We start from the raw sequence: 19,022 nt of genomic DNA, 5'->3' as shown, positions 1-19,022 counted from the left end.
AACCGCGCGCACGCCGCGCATCGCACCGGTATCACGCGTTACGCGAATCCGCGTGAGCCATCCAGTGCAACGCGTTGGCGCTGACCGAGGCGGCCGGCGCCAACGCCGCCCGGTGCCCGATCAGCGGATGCGGAAGTTGCCGCCGATCCCGACGCTGACGGGCGGCGCGTAATACGCCGGCGCATAGCCGTAGTAGGCCGGCGCGGGCGCGTAGCCGTATGGCGGCGCAACGTAGCAGCCGGACAGGCCGCCGATCAGGGCAAGCGTGATGAGAAGTCTGGTCATGGCTCGATTCCCGGCGCGAAAGACGAATGGCACCTCGCGAAAGCCGCTCCGCCGCACGATGCGGCGGCCGGAACGAAGAGGCGATCCGCCCCTTCCTGTCGCTCGGTAAAGCAATGCGCGGAGTCTAGCGCCGGGTGGGCCGGGCCGAGTTTCGCCGGCGGTTACACGTGTTACCTCGCATGACCGCTGAAACAGGCGTTGGCGCGGCGGCTGGCCGATGCGTCATGCCGTGCCGTCGCCACGTGCAATCGACGTGTGCAATCGACGCGTTACACGAAACGCGCGCGAATGCGCTGCGCGAGCGCTTCGAGCGTCGCCGCGTCGGCGATCTCGCGTGCATGCATCCGCAGCTCGGCGCCTTCCCAGCGCGGGATCACGTGGAAGTGCACATGCGGCACCGTCTGGCCGGCGGCCGCGCCGTTGAACTGGCCGATGAACACGCCGTCTGGCTCGAGCGCCGCGCGCACCGCCGCCGCCACGCGCTGCGTCATGCGGATGCCGGCCGCCGCCGCGTCGCCGGACAACTCGAAGATCTGCGCGGCCGGCTCCTTCGGGATCACGAGCACGTGGCCGTCGGCCTGCGGCATCAGATCCATGATCGCGAGGGTCGCGTCGTCTTCCGCGACTTTCACGCACGGCAGTTCGCCGCGCAGGATTTTGGCGAACGGGTTGTTGTTGTCGTAGGACATGGCGTTTTCCGATAACGGTTGGACTGGGAGAGGGGGAAGCGATGCCGGACGATTATCGGCCGATGACGGGTCGAATTTCAACTTGTCAGGCCGCGTCGCCATTGCGGTGAACAATGGACACAGGCTCGCATGCAGCAGGCGTAACGGATCGGAATATCAGGCCGTCGCCATCCGTTTATTTCGAGCGTGGGTTCACGCGGCAACAGCACGATCGCGAACCCGCGCCGGACACCCGTCGGCTGCGCAGGCCGGCAGCCGGGATGACTGCTCGCGATCATCAACCGGAGTCATGCCATGGACCCTCTCCCCTCGTGTCGTTCACCCGCCCCGCCCGTCCTTGCGGTTGATCCACCGGTCGCCGCGCGCGTCCGGCGCACGCTTGCGCACTCGCTATGCCGCGCGGCATGCAGCGCCGGGCTCGTCGCGTTGTCGTCGGCTTTCGCATGGGCCGGCGGCAACGACATCATCTTGCCGATTCCATCGTTCACCGCGTCGACCGTGCCCGCCAACGGCGATGTCAATCCGTACGGCATCGCGTTCGTGCCGCGCGGCGTGCCGCCCTGGAGCACGCTGAAACCCGGCGACGTCGTCGTGTCCAACTTCAACGCGGCGTCGAATACGCAAGGCACCGGCACGACGATCGTGAAGCTGTCGCCCGGCAAGACGCCGGCGGCCTTCTTCCAGGGCAGCAATCTCGGCCTGACGACCGCGCTCGTGGTGCTGCGCAGCGGTTTCGTGCTGGTCGGCAACGTCCCGGCGCCGGACGGCAAGACCGTCGTGCCGCCGGGCTCGCTGCTCGTCATCGGTCCGCAAGGCCATCTCGTCACGCAACTCAGCAGTGCGGCGCTGCTCGACGGGCCGTGGGACATGACCGTGATCGATCGCGGCCAGCGCGTGACCGCGTTCGTGTCGAACGTGCTGAACGGGACGGTCTCGCGCATCGAACTCGCGATCGGTGACAACGGCGCCACGATGCTGCCGGGCTCGCGCGTCATCGCGTCGGGCTACGTGAATCGAACCGATCCCAGTGCACTCGTCGTCGGGCCGACCGGCCTCGCTTACGACCCGAACATCGACGTGCTGTATGTCGCCTCCACCGGCGACAACGCGGTGTTCGCAATCCAGAACGCGGCGTCGACGAATCGCAACGGCGGCGTCGGACGGATGATCTACTTCGACGCGGCGCACCTGCACGGCCCGCTCGCGCTGGCGCTCGCACCGAACGGCCATCTCGTGACCGCGAACGGCGACGCGGTCAACGCCGACCCGCAGCAGCCGAGCGAGATCGTCGAATTCACGGTGGACGGGCGCTTCGTCGCGCAAATGCAGGTCGACACCGTTCCGGGTGCCGCATTCGGCCTCGCGTTCGGGCGCGGCAGCAAGGGCCAGCCGGAATTCGCGGCCGTCGACGACAACACGAATACCGCGACGGTCTGGACCCTGCGGTCCGACAACAACGACGCGCAGTAACGCGCCACGTGGACGGGCCGCACGCGGCCCGTTCGCCCTGCACGATCGACACACACGCGTCACACACGCCGGGCACCTTGCGCGCCGTCGGCGCCGCCCGGCGTCGCACGCAGCCGCGATTGCCACCGCCGGCCCGAACCTGCGACACTGCCGGTTCGTGTTCTGCCTGCCGACAATCGAGGACGCTCGCGCATGACGATCCCCTTCAAGAAGCTGATCCTGCGCGGCGTCGCGCTCGCCGTCGTCGTCGCGGTCGGCTACACGGGCTACATGCTGTCCCGGCTCGCGCCGATCGCGACCGGCTATGCGGCGAAGGCGCTGTGTTCCGGCGTGTACGTGTCGGGCCGCCCGGCCGCGTCCGTGATCGACGTCGACATCATGGCGGGCGTGCACCCCCTGTTGAAACTGGTGCACCCGTCGATCGATCCCGACCATCATCGCGCGACGGCGACCTTCGCCGGCTTCGCCGAACGCGAAGCCGACTTCCGGCCCGGGCTCGGCTGCACGCTCGCGCTCGGGCCGTCGCCCGGCGCGTTGCCGGCCGCGCTGCCGCCTCTCCCCGATCCGCCGTCCACACAGCCGGCACCGGCCACGCCGCCGGCCGGCATCGACGCACAGAAGCTGCAGACCGCACTCGACCGTGCGTTCGACGAACCCGATCCGGCGCGGCCGCGGCGCACGCGCGCGGTCGTCGTGATGTGGCGCGGCCAGGTGATCGCCGAACGCTATGCGCCCGGCTTCACCGCCGACACGCCGCTGCCCGGCTGGTCGATGACGAAGACCGTCACGGCAGCACTGGTCGGCACGCTGGTCGCGCAGCACAAGCTGTCGCCCGATGCGTCGGCGCTGCTGCCCGAATGGCGCGGCAGCGGCGATCCACGCGCGGCCATCACGCTCGACGCGCTGCTGCGGATGACGAGCGGCCTGCAATTCAACGAGGACTACGACGACCCGCTGTCCGACGTCGCATTGATGCTGTACGCGCAGCCCGATACCGCGCGGTTCGCCTCCGAAAAGCCGCTCGCCGCGACACCCGGCTCGCGGTGGTCCTACTCGAGCGGCACGAGCGCGATCCTCGCGCGCGTGATGCGCGAGGCACTGGGCGGCAGCGACGGCGACTACCTCGCGTTACCGCGCCGCGCGCTGTTCGCGCCGCTCGGGATGCGAAGTGCCGTGTTCGAGCCCGATGCGTCCGGCACGCTCGTCAGCCCGTCGTACATGTATGCGAGTGCGCGCGACTGGGCGCGCTTCGGGCAGCTGCTGCTGCAGGATGGCGTGTGGGACGGGCAGCGCCTGCTGCCGGAAGGCTGGGTGCGCTACCTGACGCGCACGACGCCGCAGTCGGAGCGCCAGGAGTATGGCGCGCAGCTGTGGGTCAAGGTGCCGGAGCCGTTCAACGATCGCGATCCGCATGCGGTCGCGATGCCGGCCGACGCGTTTCATGCGGTCGGCCATGAAGGCCAGTTCGTGAGCGTGGTGCCGAGCCGGCAACTGGTGGTCGTGCGGCTCGGGCTGTCGCGGCCGGAATCCGCGTGGAATCACGAGGCGTTTCTCGCGCGCGTGCTCGATGCGGTGCCGGCGCCCGGCGCGTGACAACAGGCCCTCAGGCCCGTTGTGCATACTGCTCATGACGCGAACACGGCGGCGCTTGCCACGCCGCCGCGCCGCGCACTACCTGCGACGCGTCACGGGTTCGCGCTGCCCGCGTACTTCTGGAAGCCTTCGCGCGTCGCGAGGCGTTCGACATAGCGCGACACCGCCGGGAAATCCGGATGCTCGAACGGCGTGCCGAACCAGCGGTTCACCGACAGGCCGATCGGAATGTCCGCGAGCGTGAAACTGTTGCCGGCCACGTACGCGCCGGTTGCCTCGAGCTGGGTGTTCAGCACCTGCATGTGCTTCGTCCAGCCCGCGATCGACTGCGCGATGCCGGCCGGATCCTGATGGTCGGGCGATTTGCGCACGAGGCCGAGGAACGCGCCGACCCACGAGCGGTTCAGGTCCGCACCCTGCCAGTCGATCCATTGATCGACCCGCGCGCGCGCCTGCGGCTCGGCCGGATACAGTGCATCGCCGCCATAGCGGTTCGCGAGGTAGCGGATGATCGTGTTCGATTCCCAGAGCACGAAATCGTCGTCCTTGATGACGGGCACGAGACCGTTCGGATTCAGCGCGAGATAGGCCGGATCGTTGGTCGTGCGGAAGCCCGCGCCCCAGTCTTCCTGTTCGAACGGCAGGTTCAGCTCGGTGCACAGCCACAGCACCTTGCGGACGTTGATGGACGGGATCTTGCCGAGGATGTGCAGCATGCAGTCTCCTTGTGAGGTCGGATGCGGAGCGCCCGGGACGCACGACACGTGCCGAACGCGTTCACGCCGAGTTTATACGCGACCTCGGGGCAAGCGACAGGCCATGCACGGAAAATCCGCATGCGGACGATTCGTCAGGTCACGCAGCGCATGCTCGGCCGTCGGGAACCGGAACATGAATCCGTCCTGATGCAGGCGTGCCGGCATCACGCGCTGCCCGTCCAGCAGCAGCTCGGCCATCTCGCCCATCGCGATGCGCAGCGGCGCGGCCGGCACGTGCAGCCAGGCCGGACGATGGAGCACCTTCGACACGACCTGCACGAACTCACGCTGGGTCAGCGGCGCGGGCGCGACCGCGTTGTAGACGCCGTGCATGCCCGGGTTCGCCATCGCACGCGCGATGATCCGCAGCACGTCGTCCCGGTGGATCCAGCTCATCACCTGCGCGCCGTCGCCGAATCGCCCGCCCATCCCGAAGTAATGCGGCAACAGCATCGGGCGCAGCGCGCCGCCGGGGCCGAACACGACGCCCAGCCGCAGCACCACCGAACGAACGCCGTGACGCTCGAGCGGTCGTGCAGACTGCTCCCACTGCCGGCACAGCTCCGACATGAAGCCGGCGCCGGCGCTGCTGCTCTCGTCGAGCCGCTCGTCGGCAGGACGCACGCCGTAATAACCGATCGCCGACGCCTGGATCCACGTGCGCGGCTTGACCTCGGCGGTCTCGACCCAGCGCATCAGCGATTCCGTGACGCCGACGCGGCTCGCAAGCAGCACCGCCCGCCGCCGCTTGCTCCAGCGTGCACCGAGCACCGGCGCGCCCGCGAGATTGATGACCGTGTCGAAACGTTCGCGCGGCTGCAGCTGATCGACGGACGTCACGCTGCGCACGCGGCCGTGAAACGGGTAGGCCGCGCGCAGCGGATCGCGCGCCAGCAACGTGACCGTCTGCCCCGCATCGAGCAGATGGTTCACGAGGGTTTCGCCGATGAAGCCGGTCCCGCCCGTGACGAGTACGTTCCCCGGCGGCTGCCCCGCGAACGGATTGGCAACCGGCGCGCGTCGCGCGATCCGGCAGGCCGCGATCCCGTCGCGGATTCCCGATACCGTCACGCCGACGGCAAAGAGGCTCAGCACCCAGCCGCGCCAGCCGAGATCGAGCGCCTGCAGCGCGGTCGGCTCGTGCGCCCACGCGGCCAGTTGCATCGCGATCATCCCGAACAGCGCGCCGCCGTTGACGGCCAGCAGCGTGTGCAGCACGCGCTCGGTCGCCGGCAGCTTGCGGCTCTGGTCCTCGACGACGAAATCCCACAACGTCAGCACCACCTCGACCACCACCACCGCCGCGATGGCCGCGACCCACGCACCGTGGAAGGCGACGTTCGCGATCGATGCGAACACGAGACCGTAGAGCACAGAGCGCACCGCGTGAATTCCCAGCTCGAGCTGCGCACGCGGGCTGTGCGGGAGATCCTGCGTGAGTTCGTGGTGATAAAGCGTATCGAATGCGCCCATCGCGCCCTGCACGATCAGCAGGTTGAGCGCCCAGTCGTAAGCAGGCAAGGTGTTCATACCGCGTCCCTCCTCCAAAGCCAGACAAGCGGCGGCACCATCGCGACGAGTGCCGCCGCGTCGATCGCCACGTGGCCCGATACATGGGCCTGCAATGAAAACAGCATGTCCTGCGGCGCCCAGATCAGCAGGCCGGCCAGCAGCCATCCCCACACTTCCCGTTTCCGCAAGCGGTTGCCGAGGTGCACGAGCGCCAGCATCCAGACCGATGCGCATTGCACCGTCGCGCCCATCAGCGACATCCACCAGACCTGCTGTGCACGCGCCGCGTCGGGCGCCGCTCCCGCCCAGAAATGCAGCTCGATGACGCGGTGATACGCATCGAGCCACGGCGCGCCGGCAACCCACGGAACGGCCATGCCGACGAGCAGGTGCGCGGTCGCCGCGACGTACATCCAGGTCACGACGAGGCGGCGTGCAGCGTCACCCGCGGGACGATCTGGCGTGGGCTCAGCCGCACGTTCGCTACCGCTACCGCACGCCGCCGCATCGCAAGGCGCTTCGGTGCGATAGCCGAGCCAGCGCGATACCGCATGCCGGTTGCGCGCGAAGCGGCGATACAGCAGCGCCAGCACACCGCGCACGGCCGGCACGCGAAGCAGCCGGACGAGCGAGCGGCGCCCGGTCAGCGCCTGGGCGGCCAGGATGCTGTCCACGCCGGTCAGCATGCGTCCGTCTGGCAGGCGCGCGTGCAGCTCGCGATTCAGCGCGGGCAGGTCGACGCCCAGCGGCGCGGGATCGAAACCCGGCTTGGCGATATCGACAAAAGCCAGCTGGTGTCGCGCGTCGCGGGCCCCGAGACGCTTGATCTCCGCCGCGCATAACGGACATCGTCCGTCGAAGTACAGTACCAGTTCACTTGATCTCATGATTCGCATTCCTTCTTATTACCTGTCGCATGCTTCATGAATCGATCGACTGCTTTCCTCCATGCCGTACCGCCACTTCATTGCAGCGGCGGCGGCACGCTTACATCGGCTTGAGCACCATCAGGAAGTAGACGGTCAGCATCGCGAAGAACGCCGGATAGCCGAGCAGTTCCCAGCGCTTCGCATAGCGCCAGTACCGTTCCGGCAGTGCGGCGTTGCCGTTCGCGTGCGCGAGCTTCGCCATCGATGCCAGTTCAAGCTGCAGCCACACGACCGGCAACCAGCACACGCCAGCGATCGCATACAGCACGATCGACGCGACGAGCCACGGCGTATCCCACGGCCAGCCGGCCGTGTGCGCGAGCCAGAGCCCCGATGCCGGCTGGAAGATCACGGCCGGCGTCGTGAACCACCAGTCCGCGCGCACCACGAGGCGCGACACGGCCGCAATGGCAGGCACCGAGCGCGTGCGATTCGCGAAGAACAGGTAGAACGCGGTGCCGAACCCGGTGCCGACCAGCAGCACCGAGGACAGGATGTGAAGCGCCTTGATGACGAGATAGGTATTCATGCTTGTTCTTCTTCTGAAAAAAGGATCAACAGGATGGCGAGGATCGGCACGTTCTTGAGCACGGGGCCGAACGGTTCGGCGAGCAGGCCCGGCATCGTGACCGCGATGACCGCCGAATACGCGACGATCAGCGCGGCTTGCGCGACCCACAGGCGGCGCGACGGCGCGACGACGGTCGCGATGCCGAACGCGAAGTCCAGCGCGCTGGCCGCATAGAGCGCGATCAGCGCGGGCAGCCCCGTCAGGTGCGCAGGCGCGAGCAGCGCGAGGCTCGCGTGCAGCGGATGGATGAACGCGCTGGCGATGGCCGTCCAGATCCACACGATCGCCAGCGCGCCGCGCAACAGCGGGCGACGCCACATCGCGAGCGCATCGCGACGCAGCGCGGCGGCGTCCGCGCCGATGAAGCCGTCGATCCCGCGTGGCGGCCGGCCGAGCATCGCCGTGGCGGCGGCCGGATCGCCGGTGTTCCCGCCACGCAGCATCGTCCACGTGTCGCGTGTGAAGATCGCGCCCGGCAGCGTGCCGAGCAGCACGGCCGCCATACCGGCCAGCGGGCCCGGCAATCCGATGCGAGCGGCCGGCGGAAACCCCAGCGCCGCGCGGTAGCGGGCCAGCATCTCGCGGTATTCGACTTCGTCGGCGCCGACCACATCGATCACCGCGTGGCCCGCCGCCGGCGCATCGACGCACCGCGCGACGACTTCGGCGAGATCGTCGACGTGCACGGGGCGCAGCCGTTGATGGCCACCGGCCGGCAGGACCTGCACCGGCAGGCTCGCGAGCGTCCGGAAAAACCGCGCCGACGCGCCGTCCGTGCCGTAGACGAGCGCGGGGCGCACGATCCGGAAGTCGATCGGCAGCGTCTGCAGGAAGCGGTCGGCAGCGCACTTGCTGGCGAAGTAGCGCGTATCGCCGCGCTCGACGCCGAGCGCCGAGATCTGGATCACACGCCGCACGCCAGCGCGGCAGCACGCGGTGAAGAGCGCGCACGGCGCGGCGCGATGCACGGCGTCGAGCGTCGCGCCGCGCTGATCGGCAAGGATGCCGACCGCATTGATCACCACGTCGACGCCTTCCAGCCGTGCGAGCCACGCGTCCGGATCGATGTCCTTCGCGAAGTCGATCTCGACGTCGGACGGGCCTGTCGCATGACGTACGCCGCGCAACACGCGATGGCCGCCGGCTTCGAGCTGTGCGCACAGTGCCCGCCCGATGAAGCCGTTCGCACCGCACACGAGAACGGTCATGCTGTGCGCCCGGGTGCGGCCATGCGGGCGGGTCGACGGCAAGACGGTGTCCATTTTCATCCTCTATTTACAGTTATTTCTGTACAGACAGAAATAACAACCCCGAAAAAAGCGGGCTGGCTGCCCGCATTTCACATACCGCTTACTTCGACGGCTTGCGCCTGACCGTCTGGCTGATCTTCGCGCCGATGCCGAGCGCCTTCATCAGCGTATCGGGCTTGAGCCGCAGCATCTCGTCCGACCAGGTCGTGAGCGTCTCGACGAACTGCAGCGTGTCGCGGATGCGCTGCTCGGTCTCGCGGCTCTCGTTCGCGATCTCGGGATTCGTCAGGCAATCGCGCAGCACCGTGAGCGTCGGCTCGATCTCGCGCTGCCGCCGCCCTTCGACGATCAGTTTGAACAGTTCCCAGATGTCGGTCGACGTCTCGAAGTGGTCGCGGCGGTCGCCCAGCACGTGCACGACTTTCGCCAGCCGCCACGCCTGAAGCTCCTTCAGGCTCGTGCTGACGTTCGAGCGCGCCACGTTGAGCGTCTCGGCGATCTCGTCGGCCGCGATCGGCCGGCCGGCCAGATAGAGCAGCGCGTGGATCTGCGAGACGGTGCGGTTGACGCCCCACCGCGAGCCCATTTCGCCCCAGTGGAGAATGAATCGTTCGGCTATCGGTGTGAGTTCCATGACGTGAAATTTAGGCATTTCAGTTATTTCTGTCAAGAGAGAAATAACTGGACGATCCGCCGGGTTCCGGCCGCGCCCGCCCGCGATCGGCCGCTTCCTTTACAATGCGCGGGATTTTCCCGAATTCAGGCCGTCCCAGCCTTTCTGACTAGAGGTTCCCATGATCATCAAACCGCGCGTGCGTGGCTTCATCTGCGTGACGACTCATCCGGTCGGCTGCGAAGCCAACGTCAAGGAACAGATCGACTACGTGACTTCGCACGGCCCGATCGCCAACGGCCCGAAAAAGGTGCTCGTGATCGGCGCGTCGACCGGCTACGGCCTCGCTGCCCGGATCTCGGCCGCCTTCGGCTCCGACGCGGACACGCTCGGCGTGTTCTTCGAGCGCGCCGGCAGCGAGACGAAGCCCGGCACGGCCGGCTGGTACAACAGCGCCGCGTTCGAGAAATTCGCCGCCGAAAAGGGGCGCTATGCGCGCAGCATCAACGGCGATGCATTCTCCGACAAGGTGAAGCAGGTCACGATCGACACGATCAAGCAGGATCTCGGCAAGGTCGATCTCGTCGTCTACAGCCTCGCGGCGCCGCGCCGCACGCATCCGAAGACGGGCGAAACCATCAGCTCGACGCTCAAGCCGATCGGCAAGACGGTCACGTTCCGCGGCCTCGACACCGACAAGGAAGTGATCCGCGACGTCACGCTGGAACCGGCGACGCAGGAAGAGATCGACGGCACCGTCGCCGTGATGGGCGGCGAGGACTGGCAGATGTGGATCGACGCGCTCGATGAAGCCGGCGTGCTGGCCGACGGCGCGAAGACCACCGCGTTCACGTATCTCGGCGAGCAGATCACGCACGACATCTACTGGAACGGCTCGATCGGCGAAGCGAAGAAGGATCTCGACAAGAAGGTGCTGTCGATCCGCGACAAGCTCGCCGCGCACGGCGGCGACGCGCGCGTGTCGGTGCTGAAGGCCGTCGTCACGCAGGCCAGCTCGGCGATCCCGATGATGCCGCTGTACCTGTCGCTGCTGTTCAAGACGATGAAGGAAAACGGCACGCACGAAGGCTGCATCGAGCAGGTGTACGGCCTGTTCAAGGACAGCCTGTACGGCGCGACGCCGCACGTCGACGCGGAAGGCCGCCTGCGCGCGGACTACAAGGAGCTCGATCCGCAAGTTCAGGCGAAGGTCGTCGCGCAGTGGAACCACGTGACGAACGAAAACCTGTACGAGCTGACCGACTTCACCGGCTACAAGACCGAGTTCCTGCGGTTGTTCGGCTTCGAGATCGCCGGCGTCGACTACGACGCGGACGTGAACCCGGACGTGAAGATCCCGGGCATCATCGACACCACCGTCTGACGGTACGGCCCGCCGCCGCCCCTGCACGCGCGGCAGGGGCAGCGGGCCCGGGATACCGGCGACGTCAACGCGGCGCCGGCTCTTCCAGATAAACGCCCGACGACAGCGTGGCCTTCACCTGCCGCGTGAACTCGTCGGTCGACACTTCCTCCTCTCCCGCCTCGATCGCTTCGTACGCCTGGCGCACGACGTCGGCCGGCGTCGCTTTCGGCACGTCGAGGCCGGCCGTCAGGTCGGTATCGATGAAGCCGGCATGCAGCCCGACGACCTGCGTGTGCTGCTCGCGCAGCGAATGGCGCAGCCCGTTGGTCAGCGCCCACGCAGCCGATTTCGACACGCCGTAGCCCGACAGGATCGGCCGGTTCACCCAGCTCGCGACGGACAGGATGTTCAGGATCGCGCCGCCGCCATGGCCGGCGAGGATGCCCGCGAACGCGCGCGACATCGCCAGCATCCCGAACACGTTGGTTTCGAAGTGATCGCGCAATGCGTCGGGTGCGCCATCGTCCGTCAGGCTGCCGAGCCGCGCGATGCCCGCGTTGTTGATCAGCAGCGTGACGTCGCGTGCGGCTTCGGCCGCCGCGGCGACGGCCGCCGCATCGGTCACATCGAGCTTCACCGGCGCGACGCCCGGCAGCGTCACGGTGGCCGGATCGCGCGCCGCCGCATAGACCTTGCGCGCCCCTCTCGCGAGCGCCTGCTTCGCAAACTCGAGCCCGAGCCCGCGGTTTGCGCCCGTGATGAACACCACTGCACCTTCGATCTTCATGTTCGTTCCTTTCGCATGATGAATCGCATGCGCGCCGGCTCGCCGCGCGCGTGAGATCCGGTGGAAACCAGCCTGCCGTTGCTCGTCGAACCGTGGCGCCGCCTGGCGGCAGACGGCGAGCCGCCCGCTGCCCGTGACCCGGCGGCGCCAAAGACCCCGACCGATTGCCATCCGGTGTTCGGGCAGCGGCTTTGTGCTCGCCGCCAAGTCGACTACACTTGATGTCAATGTCGATCACCATCGTCTTTGCGATGCATTGTGTTCCCGCCATTCGGGCACGTCAATGGTGATCGCCATTGTGTTTTCCAATCGGCGCGATCGACAAAATCAGGGAGGGATCGATGGGCGTATCAAGACAGCAGGCCGCCGAGAACCGGAGTGCGATCGTCGCGGCCGCCGAGCGGCTGTTCCGCGCGCGCGGCGTCGACGCGGTGGGGCTCACGGAGCTGATGAAGGAAGCCGGCTTCACGCAGGGCGGCTTCTACAACCACTTCAAGTCGAAGGACGCGCTGGTCGCCGAGGTGATGGAAAAGGCGATGCAGGACCGTGCGGATTCGCCGAATGCCGGCAGTCTCGACGCGCAGGTGGCGTTGTATCTGTCCGCCGCGCATCGCGACAACGTCGAGGCCGGATGCCCGCTGTCCGGTTTCGCGGGCGATGCGCCGCGACTGACCGACGCGGCGCGTGCGTGCTATGCGCACGGCCTCGCCACGTACCTCGATCGGCTGGAACGGATGGTGGCCACGGAAGACGCGACGCCGGCGCAGACGCGTCGCGATGCGGTCGCGGTCTTCAGCCAGATGGTCGGCGCGCTCGTGCTGTCGCGCGCGATCGCCGGCATCGATCCGGCGCTGGCGGACGAGATCCTCGCAGCCGGGCGGGAGACGCTCACCGCCGGGCGCGACGATCCGGGCGCGCCGGCGTAGCCACGTCATGACGTCGTGACGTGTCGGCTTGCGCAATGTGTGAGTGGGTCTACTTGCGCGGCGACGTTTCGGCGCGTTGCCGCGCTATTCGACCGTCCGTGCAGCATCCCACAGCGGCTGTGCACCGCGCGCCGCATTCCAGGCGGCAAAACGCGTGCGCCACGCTTCGAACGGCTCCGCCAGCGGGTGGCGCGGATCGTCGCTGAGCGAATACGCCATCCCTTCGATCAGCCAGCGCGGCCGGGTCGCGACGGCCAGGTTGCCGAGCACTTCGGCCTGGCGATGATGGATCAGCTCGTGCGCGAGAAAGTAGGTCTGCCAGCCGCGCGGTGCGACGACCACGCCGAAATTCCCGAGCGTCAGCGCCGCGCGCTGGCCCAGGCCGAACGCATCGGCGCACGCCCGCGTCGAGCAGAACACCACGCGCGGCGCCGCCTGGAAGGCACCGACGGCCGCCGCGGCGCGTGCATAGCCGTCGCGATAGAGCTGCTGCGCGTCGCCGAGCTTCGCGGCATCGTCCGTGCAGATATCGGCGCTCGGGCACGACACACCGGGAACCAGCGCGGGCGCGACGACGCGCAACGGCTTGACGAGCGCATACGCGGCAATCGGCAGCGCGACGAGCAAGCCTGTGAGGGCGAAAGCGACATGGGAGCGTTTCATCGGGGCGGTGGTTCCGGGGGGGTCTCGTTCTGCTGAAGTCTTCCTGCGTGACTATATCGGACCGGCAATGTCGGCGGCCTTGCTTGATTCCCTGACGAAGCCCGGCCAATCAGGCCACATGCCCCGTGCTCGCCTCGCCGGCCCCCGTCATCCGGCGGCTCCAGCGCAGCCCGAGCCACAGAAGCACGACACTGCATGCGAACAGGAGCACCTCGACCAGCACGGTATCGACATGCCAGTACCGCGTGAGCAGCACGACGGCGAGGTCGAACAGGAAGTGAAACGCGATCGCATACGCGAGCCAGCGCTTCGTACCCCGGACGAATGCCTGCAGCACGATCAGCGACAACCCCACGTGCGCGGCCATCGCGCTCGCGCGCTCGAACAGCGCGAGAAACGGCGACGCGAGCGTCATGCCCGCGAACTGCGAGCCGATCAGCGATTGCACGCCTTCGGGCACCACGACGCCCGCGTGCGCGAGCACATAACCCGTGCCGAGCGCGAGAAACCCGACGCCGACCAGCAGCATCGCCTCCACCCCGCCGTGCCCGAGCCCGAGCATCACGGCCGTCGGCGCGTCATGTCGCTTCGGCAGCAGATACCGGAAAGCGACCCAGCGCCCGCACTCCTCGAAGAGGCCAGCGGTCAGCACCGCGAACACGAGCATCGGCAGGTGCCAGCGGGGATCGTTCCCGAGCCAGTGGAACAACGGCGCCTGCCACGACAGGCGCAGCACCGGCTGGAACACGAAAAAAGTCAGCATCCCGTAGAAAAACACCCGCAACGGCACCTGCGTGCGGCGCCGCCACGCGACCGCGAGCAACACCGGCACGATCAGCGCCACGACACCCGCCGCGAATGCGAGGAACAGGAGCAACGGGGCGACGGGATGCATGACGAATGCCGCTACGCGAGTTGCTTGTGGAAATACGTCGTCGCACAGAGCGTGCCGTCGGGCATCAGCGCGTAGTTCGGCACGACGCCGACGCGCTGCCAGCCGGCCCGCTCGTACAGCCGCTCCGCGTCGCCGCCCGTCACGGTATCGAGCACGAGCACGGTCTTGCCCGCGTCGCGTGCGGCCGCATCGGCCGCCGCCATCAGCCGCGCGGCGATGCCCTGCCGGCGCGCACGCCGCGACACGAGCATCTTCGAGATATCGGCACGATGCGGCTGGTTCTCGGGCTGCGCGGTCACGACCTGCACGGTGCCGACGATCCGGCTGGCCGCGTCCTCTGCAACGAGCAGGATGCGCTCGCCGTTCGCGACGCCGTCGGCGACGTGGGTCCAGAATGCGACGGCAGTCGGCCGCTCGATCGGCAACATGAAGCTGACGGACGCGCCGCCCTCGACGCAATCGATCAGCACGTCGGCCAGTGCTTCGACACAGCGCTTCGCTTCGCCCGCGTCGACGCGGCGGACGGTAACGGATTCGGTCATGCCAACTCCGGTAGTCTGTTGGGTCGCACACGCGGGTTCGGCGTGCGTCCGGATGGGAAGGAACACCGGCCGGCCGTCGCGACTCGCGCAACGGCGGCAGGCGCGCGGCAACGCCGCACCCGGTCGGCACGTGTTACCGCCCCATCATCCTACGCGACGAAAGATTCCATTGCATCGCCGTCCGCCTCTCCTATACTTAGCCACATGGCTAACTTTCAAACCGGCATCAGCGACGTCTTCCACGCCCTCGCCGATCCGACGCGCTGCGCGATCGTCAACATGCTCGGCCACGGCGAACGGACCGTCTCCGCGCTGGCCGAGCCGTTCGACATGGCGTTGCCGTCGTTCATGAAGCACGTCGCCGTGCTCGAGCGCAGCGGCCTCGTCCAGACCCGGAAAGCCGGCCGCTCGCGTACCTGCACGCTAGTCGGCAGCCGGCTGACCGAAGCCGAGGCATGGCTCGCCGAGCAGCGCGCGCTGTGGGAAGCGCGATCCGATCGTCTCGTTGAATTCGTCGAACGCCGTCACCAGGAGGAGCAAGATGTCCGCCAGCCCCGTCGACCCCGTTGAAGCCCACGATCTCGTCATCACGCGCACGCTGCGCGCGCCGCGCCACGCGCTGTGGCGTGCATGGACCGACCCCGAACTGCTGAAGCAATGGTGGTGCCCGAAACCGTGGACCACCGAAGTGCGCGCGTTCGACCTGCGTCCGGGCGGCGCCTTCCACACGTACATGCGCGGCCCCGACGGCGGCACCAGCGACAATCCCGGCTGCTTCCTCGAAATCGTGCCGGAATCGCGCATCGCGTTCACGTCGATGCTGACGGGCGGCTGGCGGCCGCAGGCGCCGTGGATGGGCTTCACCGCGATCATCACGATGGCCGACGACGATGCGGGCAGCCGCTACGAAGCGCGCGTGATGCATCCGGACGCCGCCACGCGCGACCGCCACGAAGCACTCGGCTTCTTCGAGGGCTGGAACACCTGCATCACGCAGCTCGACGAATTCGCGGCCGCATTGCGCTGAGCCGGCCGCGGCCGCGTGTGCGGTCATTGCATGCCGCCTCTCGCGCGCCTAGGATTCCTGAAGGAAGCATGACGACACGCCGGCCGCCGGCGTGCACCGTCGTGCGCGCTCCGCGGGAGGCCACATGTTGCACACGCACACGCATTCGACCCGGGTCAGCCGGCACCTGAACGCCCCGCGCGGCCGCGTCTACCGCGCACTCCTCGATCCGCACGCCGTCGAGCAATGGAAGGTGCCCGACGGCATGACGTGCCGCGTGCATGCGTACGACACGCGCGAAGGCGGTGCGCTGCGGGTATCGCTGAGCTACGACGCGCCGTCGGCCGGCACCGGCAAGACCACCGCGCGCACCGATACCTATCACGGACGCTTCGTCACGCTCGTGCCGGACGAGCAGATCGTCGAGATCGACGTGTTCGAGACCGACGACCCGATGCTGCGCGGCGCGATGACGATCACGATCACGCTGTCCGACGAAGCGGGCGGCACGCGCGTGGACGCCGTGCACGACGGGGTGCCGCCCGGCGTCCCGGCCGCGGACAACGAGACCGGCTGGCAAATGGCGCTGGCGCGGCTCGCGGCACTGGTGGAAGCCGGGTGAGCCAGCGCCGCGCCGGGCCCGCCGCGGCGCGCGTCAGCCGAGCCGGTAAGCGCGCGTGACCGTGCCGCGGAACAGCGCGTCGCGCTCGTCCGGGCTCGCCTGCGCGGTCAGCCGCTTGAACGCATTCCAGCCGTTCACGAACGAATACGAGCCCTTGTCGACCGGGAAATTGCTCTCGAACATGCAGCGCCCGGGGCCGAACGCGTCGATGCAGGTCATCATCCACGGCTTCCACGCATCGGCGAGCTGCACGGAAGACGGCGGCCGCTCGCCCTTCTCGAAATCGAAACCGTTGATGCGCATCCCGAGCCCGCCGACCTTCACGTACACGTTCGGCAGTTGCGCGAGCGTACGCATCGACGCCGACCAGCGCTCGAACACCTCCGGCCGCTTGTCGGCATAACTGGCGATCCGCACGACGCCGCCGCAGTGATTGACGATGACGCGCGTATCGGGGTTCGCCTTCGCAAGCTCGAACAGTTCAGGCAACTGCGGAAAGAACAGCCACGCGTCATACGACAGCCCGAGCGGCGCGAGCTGGGCGACGCCCGCCCGGTACGCGGGATCGAGCAGCAGCCCGCGCGGCACTGCCGACAGCGGATTGGCGAGCGTCGGATCGGCGTCCCATGTCGTCAGGTGACGAACCCCGCGGAAGCGCCCGCGACCGGCGTCGAGATGCGCTTCGAGCACCTCGCGCACGCGTTCGCCGAGACGCAGGTCCGCGTGGCCGACGATGCCTTTCGCGACCGCCACCGAGCCGTGCTGCAGCGGCTCGGTCACGCCCGCGACGTAGGCCGTCTCGCCCACCGGTTTCAGTTCGGCCGGGCCCGATTCGCGATAGCGCGTCTGCGCTTGCATGTAGACGGACGCCTGGATGTTGTGGCCGGAGCGCGCATCCTGCAGATAGTCGTCGAGCATGTAGATCCAGCCCGGCCGTTCATAGAAATGATGATGCGCGTCGACGATCGGCAGGTCGGGCTCGAGCGCGGGTTCGAGCGCCGACGCGAGCCAGTCGGGCCGGACCGCGAGATAGTTGCTTTGCGTCGTCATGCGGGAAACTCCTTCCTGGGTGGCCGCGCGCGTCCCGGTGAACGCGGGCAGCGCGAGCGATGCGGCGGCCGCGCCGAGCAGCCGGCGTCGCTTGATCGACATCGTCGTGTCCATGTCATTCGCTCCGGTCGAACGCATACAGCGACAGCGTGAGCAGCGTCGTGATCGCCAGCACGATCGCGAGGCCGAGCATGCCGGCGGTAAAGGTGCCGAAGCTGTCCTTCAGGTAGCCGACGAGATAAGGGCCCGCGAAGCCGCCGAGCGCGCCGATCGAGTTGATCAGCGCGAGCCCGCCGGCCGCGGCCTGGCCGGACAGGAAGCGCGACGGCAGCGTGTAGAAGATCGTGCGGCCGGCGATCGTGCCGATCAGCGCGAGCGTGATGCCGACGAGCGCCGGCCCGAGCGTCAGGAAGTGCGTCGACACGCCGAGCGCCACCGCGCCGATGAACAGCCCGATCGCCAGGTTCGCGACCGGGCCGCCGCGCCGGTCCACGCGCTTCGCCCACCACAGCAGCGCGATGGTCGCGAAGAAGTACGGCACTGCGGACAGCCAGCCCGTCTGCATCGTCGACATGCCGTGCGCCTTCAGCATCTGCGGCAGCCAGATGCCGATCCCGTAGGACCCCATCGTGAAGCCGAACGAGATCAGCGCGAGCACGTACACGCGCACGTCGCGCAGCGCAACGCCGAAGCGCTTCTTGCGGCCGGCGGCCGCGGCGTCGCGCTCGAACGCGCGCTGCAGCGCCGCACGCTCGTCGTCGGACAGCCACGCGGCATGCGCCGGCGAATCGGACAGCAGCCTGAGCACGAGAAAACCGAGCGCGCACGCCGGCAGCCCTTCGACGATGAACATCCATTTCCATCCGGCAAGCCCGAGCACGCCGTCGAGTTGCAGCAGCCACGTCGACAACGGACCGCCGATCAGCGACGACAGCGGCGTCGACACGGTGAACCACGCCAGCACGCGCGTGCGGTAGCTCGCCGGAAACCACACGGCGAGGAAGAAGATCACGCCCGGAAAGAATCCGGCTTCGCCGATGCCGAGCAGCAGCCGGATCGCGTAGAAGCTCGTCGACCCGGTCGCCAGCGCGGTCGCGGCCGCCATCAGCCCCCACGTGATCATGATGCGGGCGAGCCAGCGCCGCGCGCCGAAGCGGTACAGCGCGAGATTGCTCGGCACCTCGAACATGCAGTAGCCGGCGAACATGATCCCCGCGCCCCAGCCGAACTGCGTCGCGGTCAGCCCGAGATCGCGGTTCATCGTGAGCGCCGCGAAGCCGACGCTCGTGCGGTCCAGGTAGTTGAAGAAGTACGCGAGCGCGAGCAGCGGAATGAAACGCCACGCGGCCTTGCGCACGGCCCGTTGCTCGATCGACGTGTCGGTCTCGCGATCGTCGGCCATTGCCGGGGAAGCGGATGTCATGGTTGTCTCCGTGGATGGGGCGGCCGCGCCCGTGCGCGGCACGGCCGGGACGCCTTTGTTCGTTCGGTGAAT

The 19,022-nt window shown here is 68.2% G+C and carries 21 protein-coding genes; 7 read left to right on the top strand and 14 right to left on the bottom strand.

What is annotated here, in order from left to right; translation table 11 throughout:
• Positions 1-120: 120 nt before the first annotated feature.
• Together FFS49_RS41830 and FFS49_RS01165 are read right to left on the bottom strand one after the other, a co-directional pair.
• Complete coding sequence (locus FFS49_RS41830) at positions 121-285, bottom strand: hypothetical protein (protein ID WP_011353821.1); 165 nt, start codon at positions 283-285, stop codon at positions 121-123.
• A 269-nt stretch (positions 286-554) separates the two neighbouring features.
• Entirely contained in the window at positions 555-974 is a 420-nt protein-coding gene (locus FFS49_RS01165; RefSeq protein ID WP_043181059.1) for an HIT domain-containing protein, read from the bottom strand.
• A 294-nt stretch (positions 975-1,268) separates the two neighbouring features.
• Here FFS49_RS01165 and FFS49_RS01160 point away from each other — a divergent pair, with 294 nt between their 5' ends.
• Positions 1,269-2,444, top strand: a complete 1,176-nt coding sequence (locus FFS49_RS01160) for a hypothetical protein (RefSeq protein WP_171026704.1) — start codon at positions 1,269-1,271, stop codon at positions 2,442-2,444.
• 192 nt (positions 2,445-2,636) lie between these two features.
• On the top strand, positions 2,637-4,037 hold the full coding sequence (locus FFS49_RS01155) for a serine hydrolase (RefSeq protein ID WP_105818266.1): 1,401 nt from the start codon (positions 2,637-2,639) through the stop codon (positions 4,035-4,037).
• Between the two features lie 92 nt (positions 4,038-4,129).
• Here FFS49_RS01155 and FFS49_RS01150 read toward each other — a convergent pair whose 3' ends face one another.
• The 6 genes from FFS49_RS01150 to FFS49_RS01125 form a co-directional block, all read right to left on the bottom strand.
• Positions 4,130-4,753, bottom strand: a complete 624-nt coding sequence (locus FFS49_RS01150) for a glutathione S-transferase (protein WP_105818267.1) — start codon at positions 4,751-4,753, stop codon at positions 4,130-4,132.
• A 72-nt stretch (positions 4,754-4,825) separates the two neighbouring features.
• Complete coding sequence (locus FFS49_RS01145; protein ID WP_105818268.1) at positions 4,826-6,325, bottom strand: TIGR01777 family oxidoreductase; 1,500 nt, start codon at positions 6,323-6,325, stop codon at positions 4,826-4,828.
• Positions 6,322-7,194 carry a DUF393 domain-containing protein gene (locus FFS49_RS01140; protein ID WP_105818269.1) on the bottom strand — a complete coding sequence of 291 codons (873 nt, stop codon included), beginning with the start codon at positions 7,192-7,194 and terminating at the stop codon, positions 6,322-6,324. Before FFS49_RS01140 ends, FFS49_RS01145 begins: the two co-directional genes overlap by 4 nt.
• 100 nt (positions 7,195-7,294) lie before the next feature.
• A complete protein-coding gene (locus FFS49_RS01135; RefSeq protein ID WP_039349799.1) occupies positions 7,295-7,765 on the bottom strand; it encodes a DUF2269 domain-containing protein in 471 nt (156 codons plus the stop codon).
• The gene (locus FFS49_RS01130; RefSeq protein WP_105818270.1) at positions 7,762-9,069 is read right to left on the bottom strand and encodes an SDR family oxidoreductase; all 1,308 of its coding nucleotides are present in this window, start codon (positions 9,067-9,069) and stop codon (positions 7,762-7,764) included. Before FFS49_RS01130 ends, FFS49_RS01135 begins: the two co-directional genes overlap by 4 nt.
• An 88-nt stretch (positions 9,070-9,157) precedes the next feature.
• Entirely contained in the window at positions 9,158-9,691 is a 534-nt protein-coding gene (locus tag FFS49_RS01125; RefSeq protein WP_011353812.1) for a MarR family transcriptional regulator, read from the bottom strand.
• Positions 9,692-9,851: 160 nt separating this feature from the next.
• On the opposite strand from FFS49_RS01125, the gene fabV reads away from it, so the two are divergent.
• A complete protein-coding gene (gene fabV / locus FFS49_RS01120) occupies positions 9,852-11,054 on the top strand; it encodes an enoyl-ACP reductase FabV (RefSeq protein WP_046548661.1) in 1,203 nt (400 codons plus the stop codon).
• Positions 11,055-11,118: 64 nt separating this feature from the next.
• Here fabV and FFS49_RS01115 read toward each other — a convergent pair whose 3' ends face one another.
• On the bottom strand, positions 11,119-11,823 hold the full coding sequence (locus tag FFS49_RS01115; RefSeq protein WP_105818271.1) for an SDR family oxidoreductase: 705 nt from the start codon (positions 11,821-11,823) through the stop codon (positions 11,119-11,121).
• A 341-nt stretch (positions 11,824-12,164) separates the two neighbouring features.
• On the opposite strand from FFS49_RS01115, the gene FFS49_RS01110 reads away from it, so the two are divergent.
• Positions 12,165-12,749: a TetR family transcriptional regulator gene (locus FFS49_RS01110; protein ID WP_105818272.1), complete on the top strand. Its 585-nt coding sequence runs from the start codon at positions 12,165-12,167 to the stop codon at positions 12,747-12,749.
• A gap of 84 nt (positions 12,750-12,833) precedes the next feature.
• On the opposite strand, the gene FFS49_RS01105 is transcribed toward FFS49_RS01110, so the two are convergent.
• The 3 genes from FFS49_RS01105 to FFS49_RS01095 form a co-directional block, all read right to left on the bottom strand.
• On the bottom strand, positions 12,834-13,412 hold the full coding sequence (locus FFS49_RS01105; protein ID WP_105818273.1) for a hypothetical protein: 579 nt from the start codon (positions 13,410-13,412) through the stop codon (positions 12,834-12,836).
• A 109-nt stretch (positions 13,413-13,521) separates the two neighbouring features.
• The gene (locus FFS49_RS01100) at positions 13,522-14,307 is read right to left on the bottom strand and encodes a YhfC family glutamic-type intramembrane protease (RefSeq protein ID WP_105818274.1); all 786 of its coding nucleotides are present in this window, start codon (positions 14,305-14,307) and stop codon (positions 13,522-13,524) included.
• Positions 14,308-14,318: 11 nt separating this feature from the next.
• Positions 14,319-14,849, bottom strand: coding sequence for a GNAT family N-acetyltransferase (locus FFS49_RS01095; protein ID WP_047851295.1), 531 nt, complete (start codon positions 14,847-14,849; stop codon positions 14,319-14,321).
• A gap of 204 nt (positions 14,850-15,053) precedes the next feature.
• On the opposite strand from FFS49_RS01095, the gene FFS49_RS01090 reads away from it, so the two are divergent.
• From FFS49_RS01090 to FFS49_RS01080, 3 genes are all read left to right on the top strand, one after another.
• Positions 15,054-15,419: a metalloregulator ArsR/SmtB family transcription factor gene (locus FFS49_RS01090; protein ID WP_105818275.1), complete on the top strand. Its 366-nt coding sequence runs from the start codon at positions 15,054-15,056 to the stop codon at positions 15,417-15,419.
• Entirely contained in the window at positions 15,391-15,876 is a 486-nt protein-coding gene (locus tag FFS49_RS01085) for an SRPBCC family protein (protein ID WP_039349758.1), read from the top strand. The genes FFS49_RS01090 and FFS49_RS01085 overlap by 29 nt, the downstream gene beginning before the upstream one ends.
• Before the next feature lie 124 nt (positions 15,877-16,000).
• Complete coding sequence (locus FFS49_RS01080) at positions 16,001-16,477, top strand: SRPBCC family protein (RefSeq protein ID WP_069252656.1); 477 nt, start codon at positions 16,001-16,003, stop codon at positions 16,475-16,477.
• A 33-nt stretch (positions 16,478-16,510) separates the two neighbouring features.
• Here FFS49_RS01080 and FFS49_RS01075 read toward each other — a convergent pair whose 3' ends face one another.
• Positions 16,511-17,641, bottom strand: a complete 1,131-nt coding sequence (locus FFS49_RS01075; protein ID WP_105818276.1) for an amidohydrolase family protein — start codon at positions 17,639-17,641, stop codon at positions 16,511-16,513.
• Position 17,642: 1 nt separating this feature from the next.
• Positions 17,643-18,950 carry an MFS transporter gene (locus FFS49_RS01070; RefSeq protein ID WP_105818277.1) on the bottom strand — a complete coding sequence of 436 codons (1,308 nt, stop codon included), beginning with the start codon at positions 18,948-18,950 and terminating at the stop codon, positions 17,643-17,645.
• Positions 18,951-19,022: the final 72 nt, after the last annotated feature.

This window comes from Burkholderia sp. 4NA327C6, from assembly GCF_005502655.1.
Classification (GTDB): domain Bacteria; phylum Pseudomonadota; class Gammaproteobacteria; order Burkholderiales; family Burkholderiaceae; genus Burkholderia; species Burkholderia contaminans.
Note: the sequence above shows the minus strand (reverse complement) of the source record. Positions and strands in the feature narration are given on the sequence as shown.

What these genes read in the sequence shown, in the direction of transcription:
- FFS49_RS41830 (WP_011353821.1), bottom strand. Translation starts at nt 285, where the DNA reads ATGACCAGACTTCTCATCACGCTTGCCCTGATCGGCGGCCTGTCCGGC.
- FFS49_RS01165 (WP_043181059.1), bottom strand. Translation starts at nt 974, where the DNA reads ATGTCCTACGACAACAACAACCCGTTCGCCAAAATCCTGCGCGGCGAA.
- FFS49_RS01160 (WP_171026704.1), top strand. Translation starts at nt 1,269, where the DNA reads ATGGACCCTCTCCCCTCGTGTCGTTCACCCGCCCCGCCCGTCCTTGCG.
- FFS49_RS01155 (WP_105818266.1), top strand. Translation starts at nt 2,637, where the DNA reads ATGACGATCCCCTTCAAGAAGCTGATCCTGCGCGGCGTCGCGCTCGCC.
- FFS49_RS01150 (WP_105818267.1), bottom strand. Translation starts at nt 4,753, where the DNA reads ATGCTGCACATCCTCGGCAAGATCCCGTCCATCAACGTCCGCAAGGTG.
- FFS49_RS01145 (WP_105818268.1), bottom strand. Translation starts at nt 6,325, where the DNA reads ATGAACACCTTGCCTGCTTACGACTGGGCGCTCAACCTGCTGATCGTG.
- FFS49_RS01140 (WP_105818269.1), bottom strand. Translation starts at nt 7,194, where the DNA reads ATGAGATCAAGTGAACTGGTACTGTACTTCGACGGACGATGTCCGTTA.
- FFS49_RS01135 (WP_039349799.1), bottom strand. Translation starts at nt 7,765, where the DNA reads ATGAATACCTATCTCGTCATCAAGGCGCTTCACATCCTGTCCTCGGTG.
- FFS49_RS01130 (WP_105818270.1), bottom strand. Translation starts at nt 9,069, where the DNA reads ATGGACACCGTCTTGCCGTCGACCCGCCCGCATGGCCGCACCCGGGCG.
- FFS49_RS01125 (WP_011353812.1), bottom strand. Translation starts at nt 9,691, where the DNA reads ATGGAACTCACACCGATAGCCGAACGATTCATTCTCCACTGGGGCGAA.
- fabV (WP_046548661.1), top strand. Translation starts at nt 9,852, where the DNA reads ATGATCATCAAACCGCGCGTGCGTGGCTTCATCTGCGTGACGACTCAT.
- FFS49_RS01115 (WP_105818271.1), bottom strand. Translation starts at nt 11,823, where the DNA reads ATGAAGATCGAAGGTGCAGTGGTGTTCATCACGGGCGCAAACCGCGGG.
- FFS49_RS01110 (WP_105818272.1), top strand. Translation starts at nt 12,165, where the DNA reads ATGGGCGTATCAAGACAGCAGGCCGCCGAGAACCGGAGTGCGATCGTC.
- FFS49_RS01105 (WP_105818273.1), bottom strand. Translation starts at nt 13,412, where the DNA reads ATGAAACGCTCCCATGTCGCTTTCGCCCTCACAGGCTTGCTCGTCGCG.
- FFS49_RS01100 (WP_105818274.1), bottom strand. Translation starts at nt 14,307, where the DNA reads ATGCATCCCGTCGCCCCGTTGCTCCTGTTCCTCGCATTCGCGGCGGGT.
- FFS49_RS01095 (WP_047851295.1), bottom strand. Translation starts at nt 14,849, where the DNA reads ATGACCGAATCCGTTACCGTCCGCCGCGTCGACGCGGGCGAAGCGAAG.
- FFS49_RS01090 (WP_105818275.1), top strand. Translation starts at nt 15,054, where the DNA reads ATGGCTAACTTTCAAACCGGCATCAGCGACGTCTTCCACGCCCTCGCC.
- FFS49_RS01085 (WP_039349758.1), top strand. Translation starts at nt 15,391, where the DNA reads ATGTCCGCCAGCCCCGTCGACCCCGTTGAAGCCCACGATCTCGTCATC.
- FFS49_RS01080 (WP_069252656.1), top strand. Translation starts at nt 16,001, where the DNA reads ATGTTGCACACGCACACGCATTCGACCCGGGTCAGCCGGCACCTGAAC.
- FFS49_RS01075 (WP_105818276.1), bottom strand. Translation starts at nt 17,641, where the DNA reads ATGGACACGACGATGTCGATCAAGCGACGCCGGCTGCTCGGCGCGGCC.
- FFS49_RS01070 (WP_105818277.1), bottom strand. Translation starts at nt 18,950, where the DNA reads ATGACATCCGCTTCCCCGGCAATGGCCGACGATCGCGAGACCGACACG.